The sequence below is a fragment of the Brevundimonas sp. FV1ps31S genome (genome assembly GCF_058681265.1).
In genome coordinates, this window is record NZ_CM178735.1 from 2,072,883 (window position 1) to 2,095,380 (window position 22,498).

Below are 22,498 nucleotides of genomic sequence, written 5' to 3' on the forward strand. Positions count from 1 at the left end.
TTCACGGAGCGGGTTTTGTCATGAGCCGGTTCGAAGGCACCGATCGCTATATCGCCACTGGGGATCTCAAGATCGCGGTCAATGCGGCCGTGGCCTTGGAGCGCCCCCTGCTGATCAAGGGCGAACCCGGCACAGGCAAGACGGTTCTCGCCTATGAGATTTCCAAGGCGTTCGACGCCCCGCTGATCACCTGGCACGTCAAGTCGACCACCAAGGCCCACAACGGCCTTTACGAATACGACGCCGTCAGCCGCCTGCGCGACAGCCAGCTGGGCGACGAACGCGTCCACGACGTCCGCAACTACCTGAAGAAGGGAAAGCTGTGGGAGGCCTTCACCGCCCCGACACGCCCCGTCCTGCTGATCGACGAGATCGACAAGGCCGACATCGAATTCCCCAACGACCTCCTGCAGGAGCTCGACCGGATGGAATTCTACGTCCAGGAGATCGACGAAACCATTCGGGCCGAGGTGCGCCCCATCGTCATCATCACCTCGAACAATGAAAAGGAGCTGCCGGACGCCTTCCTGCGCCGCTGCTTCTTCCACTACATCCGCTTCCCGGACGCCGAGACCCTGTCGGCCATCGTCGATGTCCACTTCCCTGGCATCAAGCCGCGACTGGTCGCTGAAGCTTTGAAAACCTTCTACGAGATCCGCGATACGCCTGGTCTGAAAAAGAAGCCCTCGACCTCCGAGTTGCTGGACTGGCTCAAGTTGCTGCTTGTCGAGGATATTGACGCGGAGACCCTGCGTGAGAAGACGCCCAACCGCCTGATCCCCCCGCTCCACGGCGCTCTGTTGAAGAATGAACAGGATGTGCACCTGTTCGAGCGGCTGGCCTTCCTGGGACGGCGCGAGGGCGGCCGTCCGGGCGGCTGAGTGGCATTACCGCGATTTCACTGGATCACCGGCGCTTTGCGATCACAATGAAGACCATGAGCGTTACCGTCCCGTATCGTCTTCTGGCCGCCGGTTTTACGGCCGCTATCCTCAGCGCCGGCCTTTCGGCGTGCGACGGCGAAAACGCGGTCCGCATCACCACCTCCACCACCCGCTCCCCGGACGAGGCGTCCCAGGGCGTGCTGAAGGTGGTGGACGGTCTGCAATGCCCCGACACCGTCAGCGTCCTGACGCGTAAGGGATCGGCCAGCCCTGGCGGCGGATCCTGCACCTACGGCGGGCCGCGCGGCGCCGAGGTGGTGCTTTATCTGGTCAAGCTGGACGGCCGCATGCCCGAAGACGTCCTGAGTGACTACGAACGCCGCCTCTCGGCGGAAATTCCCCAGGCGGCGGTGCGGATCGACGCCCGCGAGACCGAGGCGGGCGAGGAAAAGGCCTCGGTCGAGGCGCCCGGCGTGAACATCAAGACCAGGGGCGAAGACGCCACCGTCAGCCTGCCCGGCCTTCATATCGAGACCCAGGGCGACAACGCCACGGTGCGGATCGCGGGCATCAACATCCAATCCAAGGACGGCCAGGGCGTCCGCTCGGAGACGAGCGCGGTCAGCGTCCGCACCGACGGCGAAACCACCCAGGTCCGCACCCAGGCGCCGGGCGAGGCCACGCGCATGACCTTCCTGCTGGCCGACGACAACGTCGAGGCCGGCGCCTGGCGTCAGGTCGGCTTCGTGGCGCGCGGTCCGGCCGGCGGCCCTCTGGTCATCGCCACCATGCGTTCCAAGGCCAAGAACGGCCGCGTCTTCGAATCCGCCAAGGAGCTGGTCGCCTTGAACGTCGGCGACTGACGGCTTTTTCACGCCCAGACGCCGTCTGATCCACCCGGATCGCCCCGCAAGTCTTGATCCACGCGCCGCTTTGCGTCACCTGACCAGCCCACACGCATCAGGATCGACGATTTGGCCGAGCGACCCAAGAAGAAGACCGAAGTCCGCGCCTGGCAGCGCATGCTGTCGGGCCGACGCCTGGACCTGCTCGACCCCTCGCCCTTCGACATCGAAATCGAGGACATCGCCCACGGTCTGGCCCGGGTCGCGCGCTGGAACGGCCAGACGATCGGCGAACACGCCTTTTCGGTCGCCCAACACAGCGTCGTGGTCGAGGAAATCGCCGCTCACATAAAGCCCGGCCTTGATCCCAAATGGCGTCTGGCCGCCCTGCTCCACGACGCCTCCGAATATGTCATCGGCGACATGATTTCGCCGTTCAAGGCGGCGCTTGGCTCGGGATATAAGGATTTCGAAGCGCGGTTGGAGGCCGCCATCCATGTCCGTTACGGCCTGCCGCCCAAGACGCCGCAGACCATCAAGACCCTGATCAAGAAGGCGGACAAGGCCTGCGCCTATTTCGAGGCGACGCAGTTGGCAGGGTTCACCGAAAAGGAATCCCTGAGCTTGTTCGGGTCTCCGCCCAATGGATACAGTCTGATGATCGAGCCCCAGCCGGCCTCGGTGGCCCAGGCCCGCTATCTGGAACGCTATCAGGTCCTGGCCAAGGCGGTCGGTCTTCTCCCCGTCGACGACGCCTGGCACACGGAATAGGCATGGCGGAAGCGGCGGATCAGGGCGTGCGGATCGGCCTGTCGGTCGTCGTCATGACGCTGAAGGACCGCAAGGCCGTCGTCCTGACGACCCGGGACGACGAGGGCGCGCGTGTTCTGCCCTTTGGTCCCTTCGACCCGGCGCGCGACCGCACCTTCGAACGCGCCCTTCGGGATTTCGTGACCGAACAGACCGGGTTCAGGCTCGGTTTCGTCGAGCAACTGTACACCTTCGGCGACGCCGGCCGCGGCGGCGCCTCCACCCTCGGTCGTCAGCGCGACGTTTCGGTCGGCTATCTCGCCCTGACGTCCGACGCGGCCGAAGGCCAGACCCATGACGCCCGCTGGGACGCCGTCCTCGACGTCTTTCCCTGGGAAGACCGTCGCGCCGACCCTGTCGGCCTGAACCAGAGCCTGGTCGATGGTCTGACACGCTGGGCCGGCGGCGACGAGCGACGCTGGGGCCGCGTCCGCGCCCTGTTCGCCCTCGGCCCGGAGCATCGCTGGAACGAGGAACGGGTGCTGGAACGCTACGAGCTGTTGTACGAGGCGAGACTGGTCGCGGAGGCTTGGCGTGACGCCCGGGAGGCGCCGACCGACGCCGCATTTCTCCTTCCCGGCGTGACCATGGGATCCGACCATCGGCGCATTCTGGCGACCGGTCTCGGGCGGCTGCGCAGCAAGCTGAAATACCGTCCGGTTCTGTTCGACCTGACGCCGGAGGTCTTCACCCTGTCCGAACTCCAGGCCGCCGCCGAAGCCGTCTCTGGACTGACGCTTCACAAGCAGAATTTTCGCCGCGGCGTCGAACGAACCGGCCTGGTCGAGCCGACCGGACGACTGTCTTCCGCCACAGGCGGACGCCCCGCGGAACTGTTTCGATTCAAGGGCGTCGATCCCCAGACGGGGGCCGCGCCGGGCCTGTCCCTGCCGGCGCAAAGATAGGGTCGGATTTCTTTCAAAGACCGCTTGCGGTGCGGCCCGCCTGCCATTAGAGAAGCCGCTCGCTCGACCAAGCGACTGATGCGCCGCGGAGAGGTGGCAGAGTGGTCGAATGTACCGCACTCGAAATGCGGCGTGCCTGGAAGGGTACCGTGGGTTCGAATCCCACCCTCTCCGCCACTTCAGTCCTTGAGTGGGCACTGCTCCCACGCCGCCGTTGGCGGTAATGGCCTGAAGCAGCCGGGCCTTTGATCCCATTATACGAACTTCACCTACATTGACCTCGACCCGCTGAGCGAGGGCGCGGAGGTGGTCGCGGCGATAGCCGCCGTCGTCCAGGCGCATGCGCTGGCGAGCGGTGCGAGCGAAGCGCTTGAGCATCTCCGGCGTGACGGCCTGATGCCCGGAACTGTTCAGCATCCCTTGGGCGCGCTCGGCGTCGGCCTTGGCTTGGTCCCGAATGGCCTTGAGGCCGTCGAGCCGATCCTTCAGCGCTGGATCGTCCAAATCGGCCACGCCCGCCTCTATGGCGTCGTATAGTCGCTTGAGCCTTTGATCGGCCTCCGTGGCCCGCTTGTTCAGTTCGGCGATGTGATCGCGCCGCCGCCCGGCCTGCTCCTGTCGCCGGTCCAGCACGGCTTCCAGCACCTCCTCCAGCCTCTTGGGCTGAAGCAGCCGCGTCTCCAGATGCTCGGCGACCAGATCGTCGAGTTTCTCCATGGGGACCGCCATGCCCTCGCAGGCGGTCGGACCTTGGCGGGCCTTGGTCGAGCATGCGTAGTAGCGGTAACGCCCGCCCTTGCCGGTGCGGATGGTCATGGCCCCGCCGCACTTGCCGCAATGGATCAGGCCCGTCAGCAGCGTCGGCCCAGACACCACCCGTGCAGGCATGACCTTGGGATTGCGGGATTTGAGGAGGGTCTGAACGGCGTCGAACGTGTCGGGGTCTATCAACGACGGGACGGGCACCACGACCCGCTCGCTGAGAGGCTTCGGATTGCCGTCCTTGTCCCGACGATTGAACTCATGCTCGCCGATGTAGGTGCGGCGGGTCAGGATACGGTGCACTTGGCCGATCCCCCAGCGCCCGCCGTCGCGGGTGAAGATGCGACGGCTGTTCAAGTACGAGACGATGGCCTTGATCCCCATCTGGCCGGTGGCGCCGTCGCCCTGAAGCGCAAGCCGATACATCAACCGCACGGTGTCGGCGTGGAGCGGATCGATCTCCAGCACCTTCTTGACCTTGGTCCCCCGCGTCTCGGCCGCGACGATGCGGTAGCCGAAGGGCGGGCGGGCGGGCGCCGTTCCAGAACCCCTGACGCGCATTCTCCTTCAAGGCGCGGGAGACGTGCTTGCCATTCTCCTTGGACTGATACTCATCGAACAAAGCCATGATCCGCCGCATCATGTCGTGGATCGGATCGTCGCCCAACTCCTGGGTGATGGAGACCAGCTTGACCCCATTACGGGCCAGCTTCCTGACGTAGAACTCCATTTCGAAGGCGTCGCGGAAGAAGCGCGAGAAGCTGTGCACCAAGACGATGTCGAAGGCGGGCGGCTTGGCCGTCCCGGCTTCAATCATCCGTTGGAACTCTGGGCGCCGGTCGTTGGTGGCGCTGTTGCCCGGCTCCACGAAGGTTTCGACCAGATCGTAGCCGCGCCCCTCGCACCAGGCCTCTCCCTGCTTCTGTTGATCCGGGATGGACACCGCATGTTCCGCCTGTCTCACGGTGGAGACGCGGAGATAGAGAGCGGCGCGGGTCATGGCGGGTCTCCTAAGATCAGAACCACAGGGAATCAGCCCGCGCCTGGAATGTCACTCCCGGAATTCCCGCGAGGGCGCCGCTGGGGCGTCCCCGACGAACAGGTCATCGAACACGTCGCCGAACCACGCCATGCACACCATGATTTCTGCGTCGGTCACCGGCACGGCCTCTGGCCAGTCGTCAATGACGCGCCACGATGAAGGATCATGTTTGGGCGGACGGCCCGTAAAGGGCCACGGCTCGCCCAACAGTGCGGCAAGCTGTTCGGAGGCTGTGGACGGGCGGGTAGGATCGGTGCGCGGCATGGCGAAAGAATCGGGCCAAGCGCGCCGCACCCGAATAGCCCAATCCTGCGACCAAGCTCGCCTCGCATGAGCGCGCTGAAAGACAGGCGTTCTCGGACTACAGGCGATAGGCGCGAACGGGCGCGCGGACCTGTCGAAGCGACCACCTCAGGTCTCGGGCGCCCATGTCGCATCGACAATCAACGACATGCCTTCCGCGAAGTATGCTTCGATCTCGTCCCGTTCGAGATCCAACTTTTTGCCGATCTCCTCGTACGACAGGCGAGCAAAGCGGTGCAGGAGCAATACGTCGCGCAAGTCTGGAGGAAGGTCGAAGATCGCCCGCTTAAGAGCTTGGCGCGCTCTGGCCTCCCCACGGCGGCCCTGGCGGGTCATGACGCGCCTCTGATGGCTCGTAGGTCGCGCACGGCCCGAGAGAGAATGGCGTAGACGACGGCGTTCTCTTCTAGAGCGATAAGCCGCTCCGCCACCCGCAGATTATACAGCACGGCGTCATAGTCGCGGCTGGGGCCGGTCGGCATCTTGCGCAGCAACCGGCCGACGCGGCGATGAACGACACGCAGTCGCGCGCTGATCTCCTGTAAGCCGTTGGCCTGCTGGGCCTCCGCCTTCTCCGCGTCGGAAAGGGCGAACCATCCCGGCCGTCGCTCCAGGTCTCTGTTGAGGTCGCACCACAGGTCCAGTAGCCGGATGCGTTGGTCGTCCAGCGCAAGCCAGCGCCTATGCCAGTGAGCCCTATGATCGTCAGGCATGCGTGACCTCCCGCGCAGCAGCCCGGTCGCTCAGTTTACACTGAACGGTGGAGTTTCGGAGTAATTCGGTTAGAGTTCAGAGGAATTCGCCGACCGAGTCAACAGAATTCTTCAAATAGTCGGAGATTTTCGCCGAAAATGATTACTGCCGCTCAGATTCGCATGGCTCGCGCGGGCCTCGGCATTAGCGTTCGCGTGCTCTCCGAACGCGCCAAGGTCGCGGATTCGACCATCCATCGATTTGAGGCCAATCGAGGCGGTATGCAGGCCACGACCTTAGATCGCCTTCAGGCGGCGCTTGAGGCGGAAGGGGTCATGTTCCTTTCTGCGGATTCCTCTGGCGGGCCTGGCGTTCGCCTGAAGGCCTGATCCTCACCAGCATCACCACGGCAGCCAATCGCCGGGCCGCGAACGGACTGTCAGGGGTGAGCGCGGCACGCGCTCATCGCTTAGCGACGGCGCAGCCGCCCTTGACCGGCCGAGAGCGGTTCGGCCCACTCACGAAGCCGGTGGTGGCTGGAAAGCCACGGATACCGACGAGTCCGCCACCCACAGCGCCCCAGTATCGACAGAGCTCCCTAAGGGAGACTTAGGAATGTCTTTAATGGGTGGTTAGCGGCCATTGATGAGAGCTCGTGTCGAGGAAGCGTCGCTCCACCTGTCTCCGAGTTAACTTGGCGGATGCACCCCCACGTCGCACCTTCCCGCGACCGCCGCCCGGCGGGTCAGGAGGCGCCAATGTTCACCCGTCGTACAATCCTGGCCGGCGCCACTGCTGCGGCGTTCGGCGGTCCCGCCGCCTCTGCGACATTAGGCAACAATGCGCAGGCGCTGGCTGAAACGGCTCGAATCAACACCATCGTCAGCGAGTTCGACTTCAACGGCGTGGTGCTGTTGGGAGACAGCGGCCGCCCCACGTTCCAGAACGCCTACGGGCTCGCCGACGCCGAGACTGGGAGAGCCGCGTCGGCCCGAGATCGATACGTCATCGCCTCGATATCCAAATGGCTCACCGTCGCAGCGATCCTGCAGCTGGTGGAGCAGGGCCTGATGAGTCTGGACGCGTCAGTCGCAGACACCTTGCCAGGCTTCCGGAAGGACGCGGGCGGGCGGGTCACCCTCCGCCAGTTGCTGAGCAACACCAGCGGCGTTCCCAACCTCTATGGACCCGCCGTCGAGGCGGACCCCACCCTCAAGCGATCGACCATGACCGCCGTAGAGGCGGCCAACTTGTTCTGCTCCGGCGAACTGATCTTCGAACCCGGCGCCCGTTTCGACTATGCGATCACGAACTGGATTCTCGTCGTCGCGATGGTGGAAGGGGCGACTGGAAAACCGTTCGAGCGCGTTGTCGACGACTTGGTCGTGACGCCCCTGCGGCTTCCGGACACCGATGTGGCGAAGTTCGATTTCGATGGGCGTCCCGATACGGCCAAGGCCTATAGTTCGATCTCGCCACCCGTGCTCAAGATGTCTCCGCGACCGGCGTTCCTCGCCGCTGCCGGCGGCTACTCCAGCACCGCCAACGATCTTCTCCGCGCCGCGTCCGGCGTTTTCGACACCCCCCTGTTGACGCCGCAATCCCGCGCAGAAATGCTGAGGATCACAACGCCCGATCAGCATTACGCCATCGGCGGTCGGGTCGCCCGTCTCGCCACGCCAGGCGGGACGCGCCTGGCGGCGTGGGAGACAGGACGAACGGACGGCTACCGTTCGGTCCTGGCGCATGTGCTGGATGAGCGTCGGACCGTTGTCCTGCTCAACAACACGGATATGTCACAACAGAGCATGGACCGCATCGCGCTTCGGCTGTTGCGCGCAGACTGGGCGTAAATATCGGAGGCCGTATTTGCATTCACTCTGCCCACGGCCAATGTCTCCAATGGGTCGGACCACGACATCGACAGCGGCGCAGAGAGCGGACATTGCGTCATAGCTCGGGCAATCGAAAACCCGTGACCGAGCCTATGGCGTCGAGCCAATCGCCCCACATAGCTGGATCGGCGGTTTGGCCGTCCCCGCCCTGCATCCCTGAAAGAAGCATAGCGACCTGATCGTCGGTGCATCCACCCCGCTTCCAGTATGCCTCAATGAACGCGAACATGGCTTGATAAGCGTTGGCCGTGCTCAAGGTTGGAAGTGTAGACATTTCGGGATCGCCTCTCTTGAGGCGATAACCGTAATGCACCCCCTTGAGGTCGGCTATGGGTCGGGTGCGGTCATCGCCACCCCGCCTGGAAACGGACGTTCGACCGCGATAGCCAGGATCGGCATTGCGAAAAATTTCGGCGGGCTTCGATGACGACTCAAGGCTGATTGGGCAATCATGGTCCTTGATCGCCCTTAAACTTCCTGGCGGTCTTCAGGACATGCCATGAACGCTATTTCGAGGGGCTTGACCGCTCTCTCTAGTTTTTCGCTTCAAGCCACTCATCGCCGCGCCTACGGCCCTGACCTGCTGCGGGCCGCCGCCATCCTGCTGGTGATGGCCTGGCACATGCCTAAGCCCGCCAGACCCGAGCCGCTGCTCACCGTCCAGCCGTTCGGCTGGCTGGGGGTCGACGTGTTCTTCGTACTGAGCGGCTACCTGATCGGCGCCCAGTTGCTGAAGGGGATCGCGGCCGGGAACGGCGTCGACTTCGGGCGGTTCTGGACCAGCCGTGCCTTTCGCATCCTGCCACCCTTCCTGGTGGTGCTGGCGCTCTATTTCCTGCTGCCCGGCTTCTCGGACGGCCAGGCGATCCAGCCGCTGTGGCGGTTCCTGACCTTCAGCATGAACCTGGGCCTCGACTACCGGGTGACTGGCGCCTTCACGTCAGCATGGTCGCTTTGTGTCGAGGAGCACTTCTACTGGATCCTGCCGACGCTTGTTCTCCTCCTGGCTCGCTTCAGGGGATGGGGACCGACGCTAGCCGTCGGGACGGCCGTGATTCTCGGCGGCATGGCCCTGCGCTGGGGGATCTGGCATGGCCCGGCTGCCGATCCGGCCACGCGGCCCGCCGATTTCCTCCGGCTGATCTATTACCCGACCTGGACCCGCCTAGACGGCCTCGCCCTGGGCGTACTGCTGGCTGCCGCCCGCACCTTCCGCCCGGCCCTCGTTACCCGTTTCGCGCCGCCCTGGCTGACCGGACCGCTAGGCTTTGCGGCCGCCGCCGGGACCGTGATCCTCTGCGTCGAGGGGGCCGATGGGGTGGTGCTCAATCTGGCCGGAACTGTCGTCCTGTATCCCCTGGCAGGCCTCGCCAGCGCCCTGCTGCTCTGCTCCCTGCTCGACCTGGAGCCGGCCCTGCGGCGGCTGCCGTTGCAGCCGTTCACCGCCGTAGCGACTCTGGCCTACAGCCTCTACCTCGTCCACAAGCCGGTGCAGCACATGCTGCGCGAGATCCTGGGCGACGGGGTGCTGCACGGCTGGACCGGCGTTGCCGCCTATCTCGTTGCAGACTTCGCCGCCGCCATCCTGCTGTGGGCGCTGATCGAGCGACCTTTTCTGCGGCTGCGCGACCGGGCGCTGCGCCGTCCGGTCCCCGCACCGGGCGAGGAACAGAGGCTGGCGGCGTGAGACGCCTATTAGCCATGTCGCCCAAATGTCCGTAATGGGTCGGACCACGACATCGATACCCCCGCGAAAAACGGACATCCCCACCACAGCCCAAAAGCGGACGCGCCGAGCTGCGGCTAGGGGTGGGGAGCGTCGTTACAAAGCCCAGCGGTCGCATACGTCCAAAGCGAGGGCGGGAATATCGATCGGTCTGGTCGTGTCCACGGCTATGGTGGCCCCCACACCCATGGGCCGGTCATATTCGGCCAACATAGCCGGCGGCAGAGCGCGTAGGGGGTGAGCGCCAGCGTGATGGGTGGAAGTCGCAGCCCGTGCAGCAAACCTCCTGGCCGTTTCAGCCGGCCCGCAATCACAATGGATTTCCACAATGTCGGCTTTAAGGGACCGAAGTTTCCCCAATTCATAGTCGCTATGAGGACGGAAATTCGCCTCCAAAACTGCGAACGGCGTCCTCGTCGCCAGCGACCATAAAAGCTCCATGGCCGCGCCGCCCAATCGCCTGGAAGCGTCCAACGATCCGGCGTCGTCGCCCAGAACATCCACCAAGGTCTCCTTGATAAAATCCTTGGAGAACAGCGGATAGTGGAGATAAGCCGCAAGCGGGACCGCAAGGGTCGTTTTACCGGCGCCTGGCGCTCCAGACACGATCACCAACCTGCGCCTCATCGTTCCGTCTCGCGCTCTGCGCCGTCAACCTATCGAGCTACCGGCACGCAGCAAGCCGGAAGCGGACTGTGCGTACGTCCGCAACGGGTCGCAAAGCGAAGTTCGCTTCGGGGCGGGATGCTGACCTACATCCACCCCGCCCAGCCAAAGTAAACGGCGACCAAGGTCCCTATTTTGCTTTTTCTTTAACATGCTACCCGCGATGCACCTTGCGGTGCGGACGCGCACCTTGTCAGATCCGACTGAAAAGCAAGGGAGAATCTTCGTTTAACCCGGCCCGCACCTTGCGGCTTTTATCTTGCCCTCTTAATCGGGCTCTTCTCTTTCTTCTTCGGCATGACCGTCTTCCTTTCTCTGATGGTCTCCAGTGTACTCCGATGGACGAGTAGACGCGAGAATCGACGCTTTGAGGTTGGATCCGTGTTTCTTGGGAGAAGTCGAGGCGCGCCGTGCACTCTTCCGGGCTCATCGACGGCGGGCTTGGGACCGTCTGAGCGGTCGTCGAGCCGTCGAGGCACATGCTGCTATCGGACTCGCGGGGCATCGTCACAGGCACTCGAGCGTGGTCCTGGATCACTCCGGCCACAGGCAAGATATCGTGCTTCCCGCATTCCATGGTCTGCGCCCTTTCTCTCCGCCGAAGCGGATCTCCTTGCGTTCAGGCGGCCGCAGCCGCGTCGCGTATGGGGATGATCCCGGTCATGCACAGGCTCCGAGAAGCTTGCGGTCCTTGGCCGAGGTCGTGGTCGTGGAGGTGCTGTCGGCAGGTCGGTCGAGGTACTCGGTGCCGTCGCGCCACATGGCGTGCATGATCACCGCGAGCTTGCGGGCGACCGCCACGACCGCCTTCTTGTGGCAGCGTTTGGCGAGCTTCATGCCCCAGGTCTTGAGCGCCGTCGTGCCCTTGAAGCGCGTCAGCATGGCGCTGGCGGCCTCGTAGAGCGCGCGTCGAACATCGGGGTCGCCGGCCTTGCTGATGCGGCCCTGGATGTCGATCGACGAGCCGGACTGCCAACGTTTGGACGTCAGTCCGAAGTAGGCGGCGACGTTGCGCGAGCGGCGGAACCGGGCCGGATCGTCGATCGCCGTGACGAAGGTCAGGGCGGTGATCGGCCCTACGCCGGGGATCGCCATAAGCCGTCGGCACAGGGCGTCCTGAGCGACGATCTTGACCACCAGATCGTGCAGTTTGAGGTACTGTTTCCACAGCGCGGCGCGGGCTTCGAGCATGCAGTCCATCAACTCGGCGGTCAGCGGATCGTCGGCCGACGCCGTGCGCACCGCCGCATCGAAGCCGCCGCGACCGACCTTGTTCAACCGCACGCCGAAGCTCTTCAACGAGTGGCGGATGGTGTTCTCCAGATCGAGGAACTTGCGCTTCAGGTTACGGCGCTGGATCAGCAACAGCCGCAGCCGGTAGGCCTGGTCGGTCTTCACATGGGCCTGGCGGAACCAGCCGGTGCGCATCAGATGGGCCAGGCCCAGCGCGTCGGCGGCGTCGGTCTTGTTGCGCTGGGCCGCCATTGTCGCGCGGACATGGCGGGTTTCCAGACAGACCACCGGCACGCCCAGGGCCTTCAGACCGGGCTGAAGCCACGGCGACAACGAACCCGCCTCGTGCCCGACGCGGCGCAAAGTCCGCGCGAACGGCGCCAGCACCGTCGCGATCGCTTCGGGATCGGTAAGAACGGAGCAGCGCATCAGCACCGTCCCCTCGGTATCGACGACGCACACCGCCGTCTCCTCCATCGACACGTCCAGACCGGCAAAATGCTCCACGGCTGATCTCCTCCTGCGCAGGGCGGGACGAGGGACTTCGCCCGCTGGCGGGAGTTTGGCGCCGCGACCGGGCCGCTGAAACCCGGCCGCCACTGGTGGATCGCCGAGCCCGAATACGGCGGCACTCAATCGCCGGGAGCTCGATCAGGCTATTTCAACGTCTAGCCCCATCTGCAAGCATCCGAGATGCGCCATTAGGGGCTCAGGTTTGGGGTGCCATAAGCGGACCTCTCTGTGCGGGCCCACGCCAGTAGCTTCGCTTGGATTTCCGCGCGGTGGTCGTGCCGCTCGGCCCATGCCCCATTTCCCTCATGCTTGCAGTTACGACGGGGGGTAAGCCTACGCAGTGGCTGGTTCGGCCAACCACTTCCGATTGCGCTTTACATTTCAATGATCACCCAAATAATGTGCGCCTAAGCTGAAATAAGAAGATGAGTCCTAGAACTTGCGCGAGGCTTGGTGGAAATGACTGGCGTGTTGGCAAAGTACAACGCAACGAACTCCATGCTCGGCTACCTTTATCAGTGCCGAGAAGCGCTCCTATTAGGTTTGGAAGCATCCAAAACCTCACCTGGCCTCGCCATCGCTATCGAGCGCTTCGACGATGTGACCTTCCACGAGGGTCAGGCGCTGCGTGACCAGATTCAGCTGAAACACCACACCAAGGCTGGCAACCTGACGGATGCCAGTGTCGATCTCTGGAAAACGCTCCGCATCTGGAGCGACCAGGTGAAAGCCGATCCCAGTCTGCCTTTCGAGCGGCGCTTTATTATCCTCACCACCGGCACCGCGGCCGACGAGTCCATTGCTGCGATGCTGCGCCCCGGCCGGCCTACGGAGGATGAGCAGAAAGCGTTGAAAGAACTGCGGCACGTAGCTGGCAGTTCGACCAATACCGAAACCAGTGCTGCGCGCATGGCCTTCCTCGCCCTGCCGGAACCCGACCAGCGAAACCTGATCACGGCCATTTTCGTCTACGACAACGCGCCCTCGATCACCGATGCTCGGTCAGAGATTGAGGACAAGCTGCGGTTTTCAGTTCCCGAAGCGCATGTCAGCGGGCTGGTCGATCACCTCGAGGGCTGGTGGTTCGCTCAAGTCATTCTTTCGTTGTCGGATGCCAGCGCTCCAGCTATTTCCCTTCTTGCTCTGCGTTCCAAGATTGATGAAGTCGCCGCCGCTTATCGGACCGACGACCTAATCTTAAGTGTCGATGTGGAAGCTACTCCAGCAGATGCTGCGGGGGCGGAAACACGGACCTTCGTTCGCCAGATGCGTCGCGTTGGCCTAGGCGAAAGCGCAATCGACATGGCAAAGCGCGACTTCTACCGCGCTACCGCACAACGGGGTGCTTGGGCTCGCGAAAACGTGCTGCTTGACGGTGAGTCGATACGCTACGACGACGCGTTGATAGACCGCTGGCAACGTGAACGTCTCGCCATGGAAGAAGCGGCTCAGCCTTCCACCGATGATGAAAAGCAAAAGTTCGGGCGTGAGCTTTTCCACTGGGCCAACCGCGTTCAGGCACCATTCCGTAACCGGCACGAGGCGTGGCTTTGTTCTGGCTCTTACCAAATTCTGTCTGATGGTGTCGCTCTCGGTTGGCACCCCGACCATGCATCAATATTCGGCAAAGTCGAACAGGGGGAAGCTGCATGACACTCCCCCGTTGGAACGCCCGGCCATCCGAGGAAGCGAACCTCTTTAATCCAGCTCTGTGTGGTCTCCTGACGACCGAGTTCGTGAAGGAGTATCAAAAGGCGAAAGGTTGTCCCTGTCCCTTTGTATTGCCCTTCATCGCATTGCCCATTGCTCTTCACGAGAAGACGCGCCGGTTGCTTCCCGGCTCCACGGTGACTTCGCTGTACACATGGCGAGAGCGCAATCCAGGTGCTCTGGTCGGGTTTGCGGAAAGGGCACGCTCGCTGCGCCCGGCAGTCCAGGAAGCAATTCGTTTCTGTATCGATCGGAAGGTGCTCGCCGTGTTTGAGGACGGTAGCCTTTCCACAGGCTCATCCACATTGGCCGCCGGACAGAAGTTCGTCCTCGCGCTCACCGAGGACGCGGCGGACGGATTAAGCTGCGCGCGCATGATGGGACGCTGGTTTGCCAAGGCAGGAACCGCTTCAACCATCCTATCCGCCTGGGGGGTGAAGCCATGACCATGAGCATCCAAACGATTGTGCTCTATTCCCATGACGGTGAGCAGAGAAGGCTTTCGTTCAAACGTGACTGCCTCAACGTCATCACGGGCGATTCCAAAACCGGGAAGTCGGCGATCATCGACATCATCGACTACTGCCTTGGCCGGTCGCGTTGTAATGTTGCCGAGGGGGTGATCCGACGCAGTGTTTCTTGGTTTGGGCTAGAAGTGGTCAACGGCAACGACACGCTGTTTATCGCTCGACGAAACCCCGGCCCCGGAACTGATCTCGGCTCCGAAATTTACATGCGTCGGGGCGTATTCGAGGCCCCGCCGGCGTTCGCCGACCTGACCAAGAATGTTCTTGAAGACGAGCTGATCAGTCTTCTTTCGCGCTTCGTTGGCATCTCCGAAAATGAGCATCGCCCCCAGAGCGGCACCCGGCGACCGCTTGAAGCGACGATCCGCCATGCGTTGTTCCTATGCTTCCAGAAGCAGGACGAGATCGATAACCGGGATCGCCTATTCCATCGCCAGGGCGATGAGTACATCCCGCAGGCGATCAAAGACACGCTTCCCTATTTCCTTGGCGCGGTGGACGAGGATCATTTCCTTCGGCAGCACGAACTGGACAATGCGCGAGACGCGCTCAAGGAACTTGAGGCGCGGGCTTCCCGCCGACGCGACCAAGGCAATGCCGACCTCGGGCGAATCCGCCGCTTGGTCAATGACGCCAAACGGGTTGGGATTATCGACCAGGCCTTCGAACCGGTCGAAGTGGAAATGGCGCTGGCCCGCCTCGAATCCGCTAGCCGCGTGGAACTAAGTACGCCCAATGCGCTCCCAGATTTCGGCGACACCATCAACCGCTTGCGCAATGAGCAGACCACCTTGAGAGAGGTTTTGCAGCAGACGAGCGACAACAAGCGGGCGGCCAGCCTGCTGATGTCCGAACAGTCCGCCTTTACGCGCGAAGGATCTGAGCAGCGCGCTCGTTTGAGCGCTATCGGCCTGTTCAAAGGCGAGGCAGATGGGAACATCTGCCCTGTCTGCGAATCGGAACTCGAAGTCCCAACCCCGACATCGGCACAGATCAACGGGGCGCTCGCTAATGTCACACGCCAGCTTCAAGCCGTCGAGGTCGAACAACCTCATTTGCAGAAACACATCGAGGGGCTCGATGAGCGTCGCATCAAGCTGGAACGCGATCTGATCGAAACCCAGACCGCGCTCTCACGAGCAGTTGCCGAAGACGAACGTGCGAAGGCTCAGCAAGATATGTTGTTGGAGCGCGCCCGCGTCGTAGGGCGCATCGGCGCCTTCCTCGACAATCTTAAACCTGACGAGGCCGAGGTCGACTTCGGCCCACTGATCGAAACCGCAAAACGCAAGGTCGAAACACTGGAGGCCGCAGTCAACGCGGACGATGTCGCGCAGAAACTCGACACCTATCTTAATATCATCAGCAAGCAGATGTCGCGCTACGCCGAGGATCTCGACCTCGAACACAGCGGCAGCGAGCTGCGCCTCGATCTCAAAAAGCTCACCGTCGTCGCTGACACCGAGGATGGCCCCATTCCGCTAAACCGGATGGGTAGCGGCGAGAACTGGGTCGGCTACCACGTACTTACCTATCTGGCGCTGCACTGGTGGTTCAGAAAGCGGGCCCGCCCGGTGCCCGGCATTCTGATCTTCGATCAACCGTCCCAGGCGCATTATCCAGCCGAACGCGATCAGGAAGGCCGGCTAGACCCGCTGGAAGATAAGGACCGTTATGCGGTTCAGGCCCTCTTTGGTCTCATGCATCGCGCTTGCAGAGAGATCGCTGGAGGCCTTCAGCTCATCGTGCTGGATCACGCGCACCTCACCGACAAATGGTTCGAGGACGCGATTGTAGAGGAGTGGAGACGTGGCCAGTTCCTTGTGCCGCCGAATTGGGATCGGAAGCGCTCTACGAGCTAGCTGATCGTCGCAGTTTACCCGCTCGCAGCGCTGACGCAACGAACTCGCGGCCAATCTGATCGCTAGGCCTGCTAGCGCACGGGCTGATCACCGAAGTTTAGGCGCTCCAGCGCAACGCGAACCTCAGCCGCCCGCGCATAGCCTTCTAGACCGGGGTAAATGCGCGCGTGCGTCAAACCCATGGCATCGAGTTCTGACATGGCGAAGCGGAAATCCCTCACTGGTACGCGGTACTGACGAAGCGTCACTTCACGTTCCCCAAAGGCCGCGACGTGATCCTCCAGTGTGTCGTAGGGAGCCCTCAGATATGTGAAGCGGCCGAACTGGTTGCGGATTCGCGGGTTCCACAATGCGGGAACCTTCACAATGGCGCAGCCGAGTTCCTCGCTCCATACGGCGTTCTCTGCATCCAGCACCCACACCGCCACGTATTTCTCGAGATTGATGCCTTGCCGTACGTGTCCGCTGAAAGCGAAGAACGCAGCAACGAAGGGACTTTCGCTCCAATCGAGCAGTCGTGTCGGAAGACCGTGATGCTGGGCGAGGCCTAACATCGCCAGTCGGTCGCCCCTGAGCTTGTCCGGCATATCTTCAAGCTCAGTCTCGGCCAGGAACTCCGTGAGTAGCCGTTCAGCCGTCTCGTTCTTGTTCGCGCGGTCGCCGCGATACCAGCGGTCAAAGCTCGTTCCGAGGACCCATTCGGCCGAACCTTGCCCGCGAAACAGGTAGCGTCCCTTCCTAAAGAGCCCACCGGGAAATTGGTCGGCGATGATTCTGCCCCTGAACTCTGCCCAGCTTTGGCAGTCGATCTGTTCGACGTTGCGCATCTCGTTCGCCTTGTAAGCTCACCCAAAGCAGCGCTTGGCAACGGGACGGTTCCCCAAAAGGCCAAGGTTGCGCGAGCAGCATATCCGGGTGTGAAACCCGGGCAAGAGCGGGCGGTCGTTGCATTGCGACGGGCAGTGCCAAACCAGTGAAGTAAGCTGGACGTCCATTGCTCTCAGCCGACAGTCCAGCGCGGTGACGAACTTCGCCACGCGTTCCTACCTGTTAGCCGGAAGAATGACCTGGATCAGCTCCCCGACCACACTGCCGAGCCCAGGCTGCGCGATATCGACGAGGCTCGTAATCGAACGCAACGTCGAGTAGGCGCGATCAACTGCCGTCTCTTAAGTCCGCGTGAACAAAGCTGCGCACCTGGGCGAGCGCCGCATGGCGTGACCGGCCTGCAGGGCATCGAAGAGAGGCCATGAGCGATGAAACGCCCTCTCTGACACTTTGAAGTATCGGGACAGCGCCGTTAGGCTCATGTAGCCCGCAACGACGACAGCGCTTCGAGAAAGCATGAGCACGCTAAAATCCACCGACAGTTTGCTGATCGAATCCATTCTGGAAATGGGCGGCGGTTACGTTCTGGACTTCAGCGACCGGACCTTCGGCGATTTCTTCCGGCGCGAGTTAAGGATCAACATCGACGACCCGACCTATTCGGAGCGTGGAGGCTCAAAGGCAAAGCGTCTACGGCTATTTTTCGAGAAGGCCGACGACAAGACTGTCGCTAGGGTCCTGACCGCCCTGTGGGAATACCGCGAGGCCCACCGCGAACATAAGCAAGCCGAGGAAACGGTCGCGAATGCCGCCTCACGCATGTCGGCAGTCATCGTGCGGCTAGGCGGGTCACCTTTGCCATCGGCTACACCGCAACCGCCGCCCCACCAGCAAACGTCGTCAGCGCCAACCGTTGATCCTAGCTATCTTGCCAAGTTCGAGCAGGATCTCTTGGCGCTGTCCAAACTCGCGCCGCATCCACGTGGCTTTGCCTTCGAGACATTCCTCAAAGACCTATTCGACGCCCATGGCCTCAAGGCCCGGCAGCCATTCCGGAATCGCGGGGAGCAGATCGACGGCAGTTTCCAACTTGGCGGGGAAACCTATCTCATCGAGGCCAAATGGGAGAACGCCATGACCGGGACTGGCGACCTCCACACCTTCAATGGCAAGGTTGCCGAGAAGGTCGCTTGGGCAAGAGGCTTGTTCATCAGCTACTGCGGTTTCTCGCCTGATGGTCTGTCCGCCTTCGGACGCGGCAAGCAGATCGTGTGCATGGATGGTCATGACCTGTCCGAGGCATTGCGTCGCCGCATTCCGCTTAGTGACGTGATCGACCGAAAGGTCCGCCGGGCTGTTGAAACAGGCGAATGCTTTGTTCGAGTGGGTGAGCTCTTTCCGTAATGGGGCAAAGTAAACGCTACAAAGCAAAGACCTGCGCGTATTGCGGAGCGCCGGGCAGCTCGACAACCAACGACCATGTCGTCGCGCGAGCATTCTTCTTGAAGGAAGATCAGGGCGACCTTCCGCAGGTCCCCGCCTGCGCATCGTGCAACAACGCGAAATCCAAGCTTGAGCTTTATGTCTCGACTGCCTTGATGATCGGCTCCAACCATGTTGAGGGAAACCGCTATCGGCGGGAACGGGTAAAGCCGAGGCTTGATAAGAACCAGCGTCTTCGGAACGAGCTTGGCATCGACGAGCCCCCTCAATGGGTCCGGGTCAATGGCATTTTGCAGCAGATGCATGTGGTCAAGATCGATCCGTCAAAGACGAAGCGGCTGATCGAGCTGATCGTGGCGGGGCTATACTTCCATCACTATGCCGAGCCACTTCTAAAGGAATGGACACCCGACGCGCAGATGTTCCATCCGGATCATGAGCTTAGGATGTGGGCGGCCATCGAGCCGTATTTCCCGGCGCAAACTGCCCGCGTGGGCGGAAACCTAGGTCGAGGAAGTTTCGTATACGCGGGCGTCCGGAGCCCAGCTCATCCCGGTTTCACCGCTTGGCAGATGTCCTGGCACGGCGGTATCGGCCTTCACGGCGAGAACACACCGGCAAACGGCGTCAGACATTGGTGGGCGGTGACGAGGCCGACCGCCGAGGCTGTCAGCCGAGCTAATCAGGGTGTGGCGGCTGACGTCGCGAACGGCGAAGCAGGAGCTTTATAGTCAGCTAAAACAGCGTCGATACGATCAAGGAGAGGATCGTAGCCTAACCAGCTGATGGTCCCGGCGTTTTTGGCCACCACCTTCCTTGCGAAGTCAGTCTTTTTGATATGCTTCGTGAGGTCGAGCTTCTCCTTGTCCTTGGGAAACACCTTCCCAGCCATCAGCTTCGGGAAATCGGCTCCCAGCAGTGTCTCGATACATGACTGGCCCCCACCAGCCGGCTCAGGCGTCTTAATGACATAGAGGTTGGCCGTCAGGTGATAAAACAGCGCAGTGGTCGTTTGGTCGATGACCTTCCCGAACTTCCCGTTCACCGCTCCCGTGAAGCTGCTCAATCCCGCATCGTTGTCCAGCAGAAGAATGACGGGATGGCTCAACGGCCTGTGGTCGTAGCGTTTGAGACGATCCTCGTAGCCCACCGCCAGATGCTTAAGAGGGTCGGTGCCGCCCATCTTAAGCATGTCCGCGACGTTGTTTTCATAATTGAAGAATCTGACTTTGTATTCGAAGCCGCGCTGCGTCACAGCACCGAGCGTTGGATGCTTGGCGACAAGTTTCCGTATCGCATTCCGCAGATACACCGGGTCTGTGTGCCCCTCGGTGACGATGAGCGGCTGCTCCAACGCCAGAAAGTAATCGTAGTAGTAAAAATCTTCGTGGGTACTCTGTCCGAAGATCGCCGGCACATCGGTCTTGTTGTTGCTTTTGTAGCGGTTCCGCGTCGGGTCTGTCGGCTTAATGTGCGACTTGCTTTTGACGTGGAAGACGTGCCCGAGGGCGCCGCGAATGGGCCGGAGACTCGTAGTAACTGCCTCAGGTCCCGCAGACGGTTTGTAGTAGGCTCCGGTCTTGAAGAGCGAGTGGCACATCGAGCGCACGCCGCGCCAGTAGGCTTGCGAGATATTGACCTTTTGGTTGACCGTCAGGCCGGTAACGAGCTGCCGCGACGGCGACACCTGCATCCGTGTCTTGGTTGGGTTGATCGCGAAATCCGACCCGACGATCTTGTCGATCAATGGCTGGCCAAGAACCCACGGGTCGTCGGGGGAAGTCCCTCCTGCTGCCAAAGCCGTGGGGAACACTTTGGCGTTCGTAGAAAACGTGATGTCGTCCGCATACCGCGAATAGGTTACTCGGTGCTGTTTGGCGAACCGGGCGAGCCGTTGATCGAGGATCCGCGTCACCAGATCGGAGATGATCGGTGAGCATGGACTGCCTTGCGGCAACGCACCTTGGTAGCAGGCGATCTGGGCCAGTATCGTTGCCCCCTCCGGTGTCAACGCGAAGTTCTGATCCTTAATGAAGAAACCGCGCACACGCGGAAACGTCAAAGTCGGGAAGAAATCCTGGAGATCTAGGTTAAGGACGAAGCGGCGGCGTTTATGAACGGACGCGTTCGTAACAATCGATTGCCCCTTGCGGAACGCATGCGACAAGGGTTTTCGCCCAGTCTGAACCTCCTCGTCACAGGCATAGAGGATGTTGGCTAGCGCGCGCTGGTAGATCTTCAGCTTCCCAATCGGCGCGTTGATCATGCGCTCGCCACCTGACTTTTTGGCGATTGGGAAGCTTCGATATTTCGAGGCTTCTGGCGTCCTGTGGAGGATGTTGATGAGCGTTCGGGTTGGGGTCGACAGCAGGGCCGCAAATTCGGTTAGCGTGGTTGCCGCCCTCAAATCCTCCAACTTGGACAAATTCACCGACCTCTCGTTGTGGGGCGGCTTACAGGCACTCCTATCCCCAGCGAGCCTAGCGTTTCGGCCCGAGCATAGCGTCCCATGAGGTATGGAGACGTTGTTTCATATGCCGCAATAAGGCGACAACAAATCTGGCCTGTAAGCCTTACTGCGACCGTAGCATTCCCGTTTCGCGCGTGTCCATCACCACTGCGCGGTCATCCTCTCCGCAGTCAGCGAGCCTAAACAGCCTTGACAGATCGCGTCGCCGGACACCCGATTGGTCTATGCAACTGCCATGGGATGAACACCTCCGCGAGATCGTCATTCCGGCATGGCAGGCCTATCTGAGTGCCGAGCATCGCCTGACCCAAGCGGTGCTCGCCAAGGATGAGGCCGCTACCGAACGTGCCCGTTTTGATGCTCTTCGGGAAGGCGGAGCGGCTTCCTTCTACTTGCATCATTTCGGCGAGGTCGTATTGAGAGCCCGTCCGCATTGGCTGCCGCGAGACGTGACAAAGCCTCCGCATATCATTAGCTGGTTGGCTCCGTTCTGCACGGCGCTCCGCACTGATCGTCAGTTGCCCGATGTCGAATTGCTTAGGGACGTGGCTGACTCTCTCAAGCATGCGATTCTCACGCGCAGGCTGGAGGAGCGACAGGTTGCCGCCAACGAGGCGGTGCTCGTCGCAGACACGGTCTACGGCGCAGGGCGCTTCGGGGAAGGCAAGTGGGGTGGCGTGCTGCAAGTCATCGTGCTGACCGAAACAGGTGGTCGTGCGTTGTCTGCTGTGCTCCAGAACGTGCTTGACGCCTGGAGGCGAGCAGCGGGCCTACAGGTTCCCGAGATAGGCGATGCGTGAAACGCTTCGCGGCGGAGGAAGCGAGCCGCATAGCAGGGCGCGCCCCGTTTGGCATCAGTCGAGAGAGTACGACTTGCGGGAGGCCTTGCGCCTGTAGACGTTGTGTCCGGCCTACGTCACCAAGCACCGCTAAAAGTCAAAGATTGATGTTAACTCGCCTCGTCATTCTGAACGTAGGGCTATAGCGTATGTGTAGTGCTCATTTTCATCGGCGGCGGCCCGCCACCCGTCGATGCTGCGCCATGGCGCGATATACCGCGAGATTAACACTCAACCACCGCCGATTTCTGCACGGACTTCTAACGTGAGTTCGGAAAGAGGTTGGCAACCCAGCAGTAGCAGAAACCGCCCTGATCTCAACGGCTGGAACGCCTTCCGGACGACCGGCGGGTTCCCGCGGTCCTATTTTAGGTGTTGGGTTTCTGGACGATTCCGGGCTGAGCGAAATCATCCGGGTTGAATGGAAATCAGTATAGCTGGCCGCCGAGAAGTCGTCCGGGCTCACCGGATAGGAGATGAAATCATCACCATACGGTCACGGATCGGCGATATCCAATCTTCGGCTATCGCGCAACGGTTGT

General features: G+C 61.8%; 21 protein-coding genes, 1 tRNA gene and 2 pseudogenes. 15 read left to right on the forward strand and 9 right to left on the reverse strand.

Going from position 1 to position 22,498, the window contains the following annotated elements; translation table 11 throughout:
• The first annotated feature begins 20 nt into the window (after nt 1-20).
• The 6 genes from ACVPT3_RS09775 to ACVPT3_RS09800 all read left to right on the forward strand — a co-directional run bounded on the left by ACVPT3_RS09775 (nt 21) and on the right by ACVPT3_RS09800 (nt 3,981).
• Complete coding sequence (locus tag ACVPT3_RS09775) at nt 21-881, forward strand: AAA family ATPase (RefSeq protein WP_492040719.1); 861 nt, start codon at nt 21-23, stop codon at nt 879-881.
• 56 nt (nt 882-937) lie between these two features.
• On the forward strand, nt 938-1,747 hold the full coding sequence (locus tag ACVPT3_RS09780; RefSeq protein ID WP_492040720.1) for a methyltransferase type 11: 810 nt from the start codon (nt 938-940) through the stop codon (nt 1,745-1,747).
• Between the two features lie 159 nt (nt 1,748-1,906).
• On the forward strand, nt 1,907-2,500 hold the full coding sequence (locus ACVPT3_RS09785) for a YfbR-like 5'-deoxynucleotidase (RefSeq protein WP_492043806.1): 594 nt from the start codon (nt 1,907-1,909) through the stop codon (nt 2,498-2,500).
• Between the two features lie 2 nt (nt 2,501-2,502).
• Nucleotides 2,503-3,444 carry an NUDIX hydrolase gene (locus ACVPT3_RS09790; RefSeq protein WP_492040721.1) on the forward strand — a complete coding sequence of 314 codons (942 nt, stop codon included), beginning with the start codon at nt 2,503-2,505 and terminating at the stop codon, nt 3,442-3,444.
• Between the two features lie 87 nt (nt 3,445-3,531).
• Nucleotides 3,532-3,621: transfer RNA gene (locus ACVPT3_RS09795), tRNA-Ser, on the forward strand.
• A gap of 129 nt (nt 3,622-3,750) precedes the next feature.
• Complete coding sequence (locus ACVPT3_RS09800; protein ID WP_492040722.1) at nt 3,751-3,981, forward strand: hypothetical protein; 231 nt, start codon at nt 3,751-3,753, stop codon at nt 3,979-3,981.
• 204 nt (nt 3,982-4,185) lie between these two features.
• Here the strand turns inward: ACVPT3_RS09800 and ACVPT3_RS09805 are convergent.
• The 5 genes and pseudogenes from ACVPT3_RS09805 to ACVPT3_RS09825 all read right to left on the reverse strand — a co-directional run.
• Nucleotides 4,186-4,767, reverse strand: a pseudogene (locus ACVPT3_RS09805) (recombinase family protein); the annotation flags it as partial.
• A 46-nt stretch (nt 4,768-4,813) separates the two neighbouring features.
• Nucleotides 4,814-5,206, reverse strand: a pseudogene (locus ACVPT3_RS09810) (recombinase family protein); the annotation flags it as partial.
• Between the two features lie 51 nt (nt 5,207-5,257).
• On the reverse strand, nt 5,258-5,512 hold the full coding sequence (locus ACVPT3_RS09815; protein WP_492040723.1) for a hypothetical protein: 255 nt from the start codon (nt 5,510-5,512) through the stop codon (nt 5,258-5,260).
• A gap of 147 nt (nt 5,513-5,659) precedes the next feature.
• On the reverse strand, nt 5,660-5,887 hold the full coding sequence (locus ACVPT3_RS09820) for a sigma factor-like helix-turn-helix DNA-binding protein (RefSeq protein WP_492040724.1): 228 nt from the start codon (nt 5,885-5,887) through the stop codon (nt 5,660-5,662).
• The gene (locus ACVPT3_RS09825) at nt 5,884-6,264 is read right to left on the reverse strand and encodes a hypothetical protein (RefSeq protein WP_492040725.1); all 381 of its coding nucleotides are present in this window, start codon (nt 6,262-6,264) and stop codon (nt 5,884-5,886) included. The genes ACVPT3_RS09820 and ACVPT3_RS09825 overlap by 4 nt, the downstream gene beginning before the upstream one ends.
• Nucleotides 6,265-6,402: 138 nt before the next feature.
• Here ACVPT3_RS09825 and ACVPT3_RS09830 point away from each other — a divergent pair, with 138 nt between their 5' ends.
• The 3 genes from ACVPT3_RS09830 to ACVPT3_RS09840 all read left to right on the forward strand — a co-directional run bounded on the left by ACVPT3_RS09830 (nt 6,403) and on the right by ACVPT3_RS09840 (nt 9,826).
• Nucleotides 6,403-6,633: a helix-turn-helix domain-containing protein gene (locus ACVPT3_RS09830; RefSeq protein WP_492040726.1), complete on the forward strand. Its 231-nt coding sequence runs from the start codon at nt 6,403-6,405 to the stop codon at nt 6,631-6,633.
• 369 nt (nt 6,634-7,002) lie between these two features.
• The gene (locus ACVPT3_RS09835) at nt 7,003-8,097 is read left to right on the forward strand and encodes a serine hydrolase domain-containing protein (RefSeq protein WP_492040727.1); all 1,095 of its coding nucleotides are present in this window, start codon (nt 7,003-7,005) and stop codon (nt 8,095-8,097) included.
• A 562-nt stretch (nt 8,098-8,659) separates the two neighbouring features.
• Nucleotides 8,660-9,826 carry an acyltransferase family protein gene (locus ACVPT3_RS09840; RefSeq protein ID WP_492040728.1) on the forward strand — a complete coding sequence of 389 codons (1,167 nt, stop codon included), beginning with the start codon at nt 8,660-8,662 and terminating at the stop codon, nt 9,824-9,826.
• Nucleotides 9,827-9,961: 135 nt separating this feature from the next.
• Here ACVPT3_RS09840 and ACVPT3_RS09845 read toward each other — a convergent pair whose 3' ends face one another.
• A complete protein-coding gene (locus tag ACVPT3_RS09845; RefSeq protein ID WP_492043807.1) occupies nt 9,962-10,477 on the reverse strand; it encodes a P-loop nucleotide/nucleoside kinase family protein in 516 nt (171 codons plus the stop codon).
• 714 nt (nt 10,478-11,191) lie between these two features.
• Nucleotides 11,192-12,271 (reverse strand): IS110 family RNA-guided transposase, encoded by a 1,080-nt coding sequence (locus tag ACVPT3_RS09850; RefSeq protein ID WP_492040729.1) that lies wholly within the window; start codon nt 12,269-12,271, stop codon nt 11,192-11,194.
• A gap of 504 nt (nt 12,272-12,775) precedes the next feature.
• On the opposite strand from ACVPT3_RS09850, the gene ACVPT3_RS09855 reads away from it, so the two are divergent.
• From ACVPT3_RS09855 to ACVPT3_RS09865, 3 genes are read left to right on the forward strand one after another with little or no spacing between them, the layout of a single operon-like run.
• Nucleotides 12,776-13,930, forward strand: a complete 1,155-nt coding sequence (locus ACVPT3_RS09855) for an ABC-three component system protein (protein WP_492040730.1) — start codon at nt 12,776-12,778, stop codon at nt 13,928-13,930.
• The gene (locus ACVPT3_RS09860) at nt 13,927-14,433 is read left to right on the forward strand and encodes a three component ABC system middle component (RefSeq protein WP_492040731.1); all 507 of its coding nucleotides are present in this window, start codon (nt 13,927-13,929) and stop codon (nt 14,431-14,433) included. Before ACVPT3_RS09855 ends, ACVPT3_RS09860 begins: the two co-directional genes overlap by 4 nt.
• The gene (locus tag ACVPT3_RS09865; RefSeq protein ID WP_492040732.1) at nt 14,430-16,376 is read left to right on the forward strand and encodes a DUF3732 domain-containing protein; all 1,947 of its coding nucleotides are present in this window, start codon (nt 14,430-14,432) and stop codon (nt 16,374-16,376) included. The genes ACVPT3_RS09860 and ACVPT3_RS09865 overlap by 4 nt, the downstream gene beginning before the upstream one ends.
• A 71-nt stretch (nt 16,377-16,447) precedes the next feature.
• Here ACVPT3_RS09865 and ACVPT3_RS09870 read toward each other — a convergent pair whose 3' ends face one another.
• On the reverse strand, nt 16,448-17,203 hold the full coding sequence (locus tag ACVPT3_RS09870) for an FRG domain-containing protein (protein ID WP_492040733.1): 756 nt from the start codon (nt 17,201-17,203) through the stop codon (nt 16,448-16,450).
• A gap of 517 nt (nt 17,204-17,720) precedes the next feature.
• On the opposite strand from ACVPT3_RS09870, the gene ACVPT3_RS09875 reads away from it, so the two are divergent.
• Together ACVPT3_RS09875 and ACVPT3_RS09880 are read left to right on the forward strand one after the other, a co-directional pair.
• Nucleotides 17,721-18,608 carry a restriction endonuclease gene (locus ACVPT3_RS09875; protein WP_492040734.1) on the forward strand — a complete coding sequence of 296 codons (888 nt, stop codon included), beginning with the start codon at nt 17,721-17,723 and terminating at the stop codon, nt 18,606-18,608.
• Nucleotides 18,608-19,378 (forward strand): HNH endonuclease, encoded by a 771-nt coding sequence (locus ACVPT3_RS09880; protein WP_492040735.1) that lies wholly within the window; start codon nt 18,608-18,610, stop codon nt 19,376-19,378. The genes ACVPT3_RS09875 and ACVPT3_RS09880 overlap by 1 nt, the downstream gene beginning before the upstream one ends.
• Here ACVPT3_RS09880 and ACVPT3_RS09885 read toward each other — a convergent pair.
• On the reverse strand, nt 19,330-21,078 hold the full coding sequence (locus ACVPT3_RS09885; protein WP_492040736.1) for a retron Ec67 family RNA-directed DNA polymerase/endonuclease: 1,749 nt from the start codon (nt 21,076-21,078) through the stop codon (nt 19,330-19,332). The two genes, ACVPT3_RS09880 and ACVPT3_RS09885, sit on opposite strands and share 49 nt — an antisense overlap.
• 263 nt (nt 21,079-21,341) lie before the next feature.
• Between ACVPT3_RS09885 and ACVPT3_RS09890 the strand changes: the two genes are divergently transcribed.
• A complete protein-coding gene (locus ACVPT3_RS09890; protein WP_492040737.1) occupies nt 21,342-21,917 on the forward strand; it encodes a hypothetical protein in 576 nt (191 codons plus the stop codon).
• The last annotated feature ends 581 nt before the right edge of the window (nt 21,918-22,498 follow it).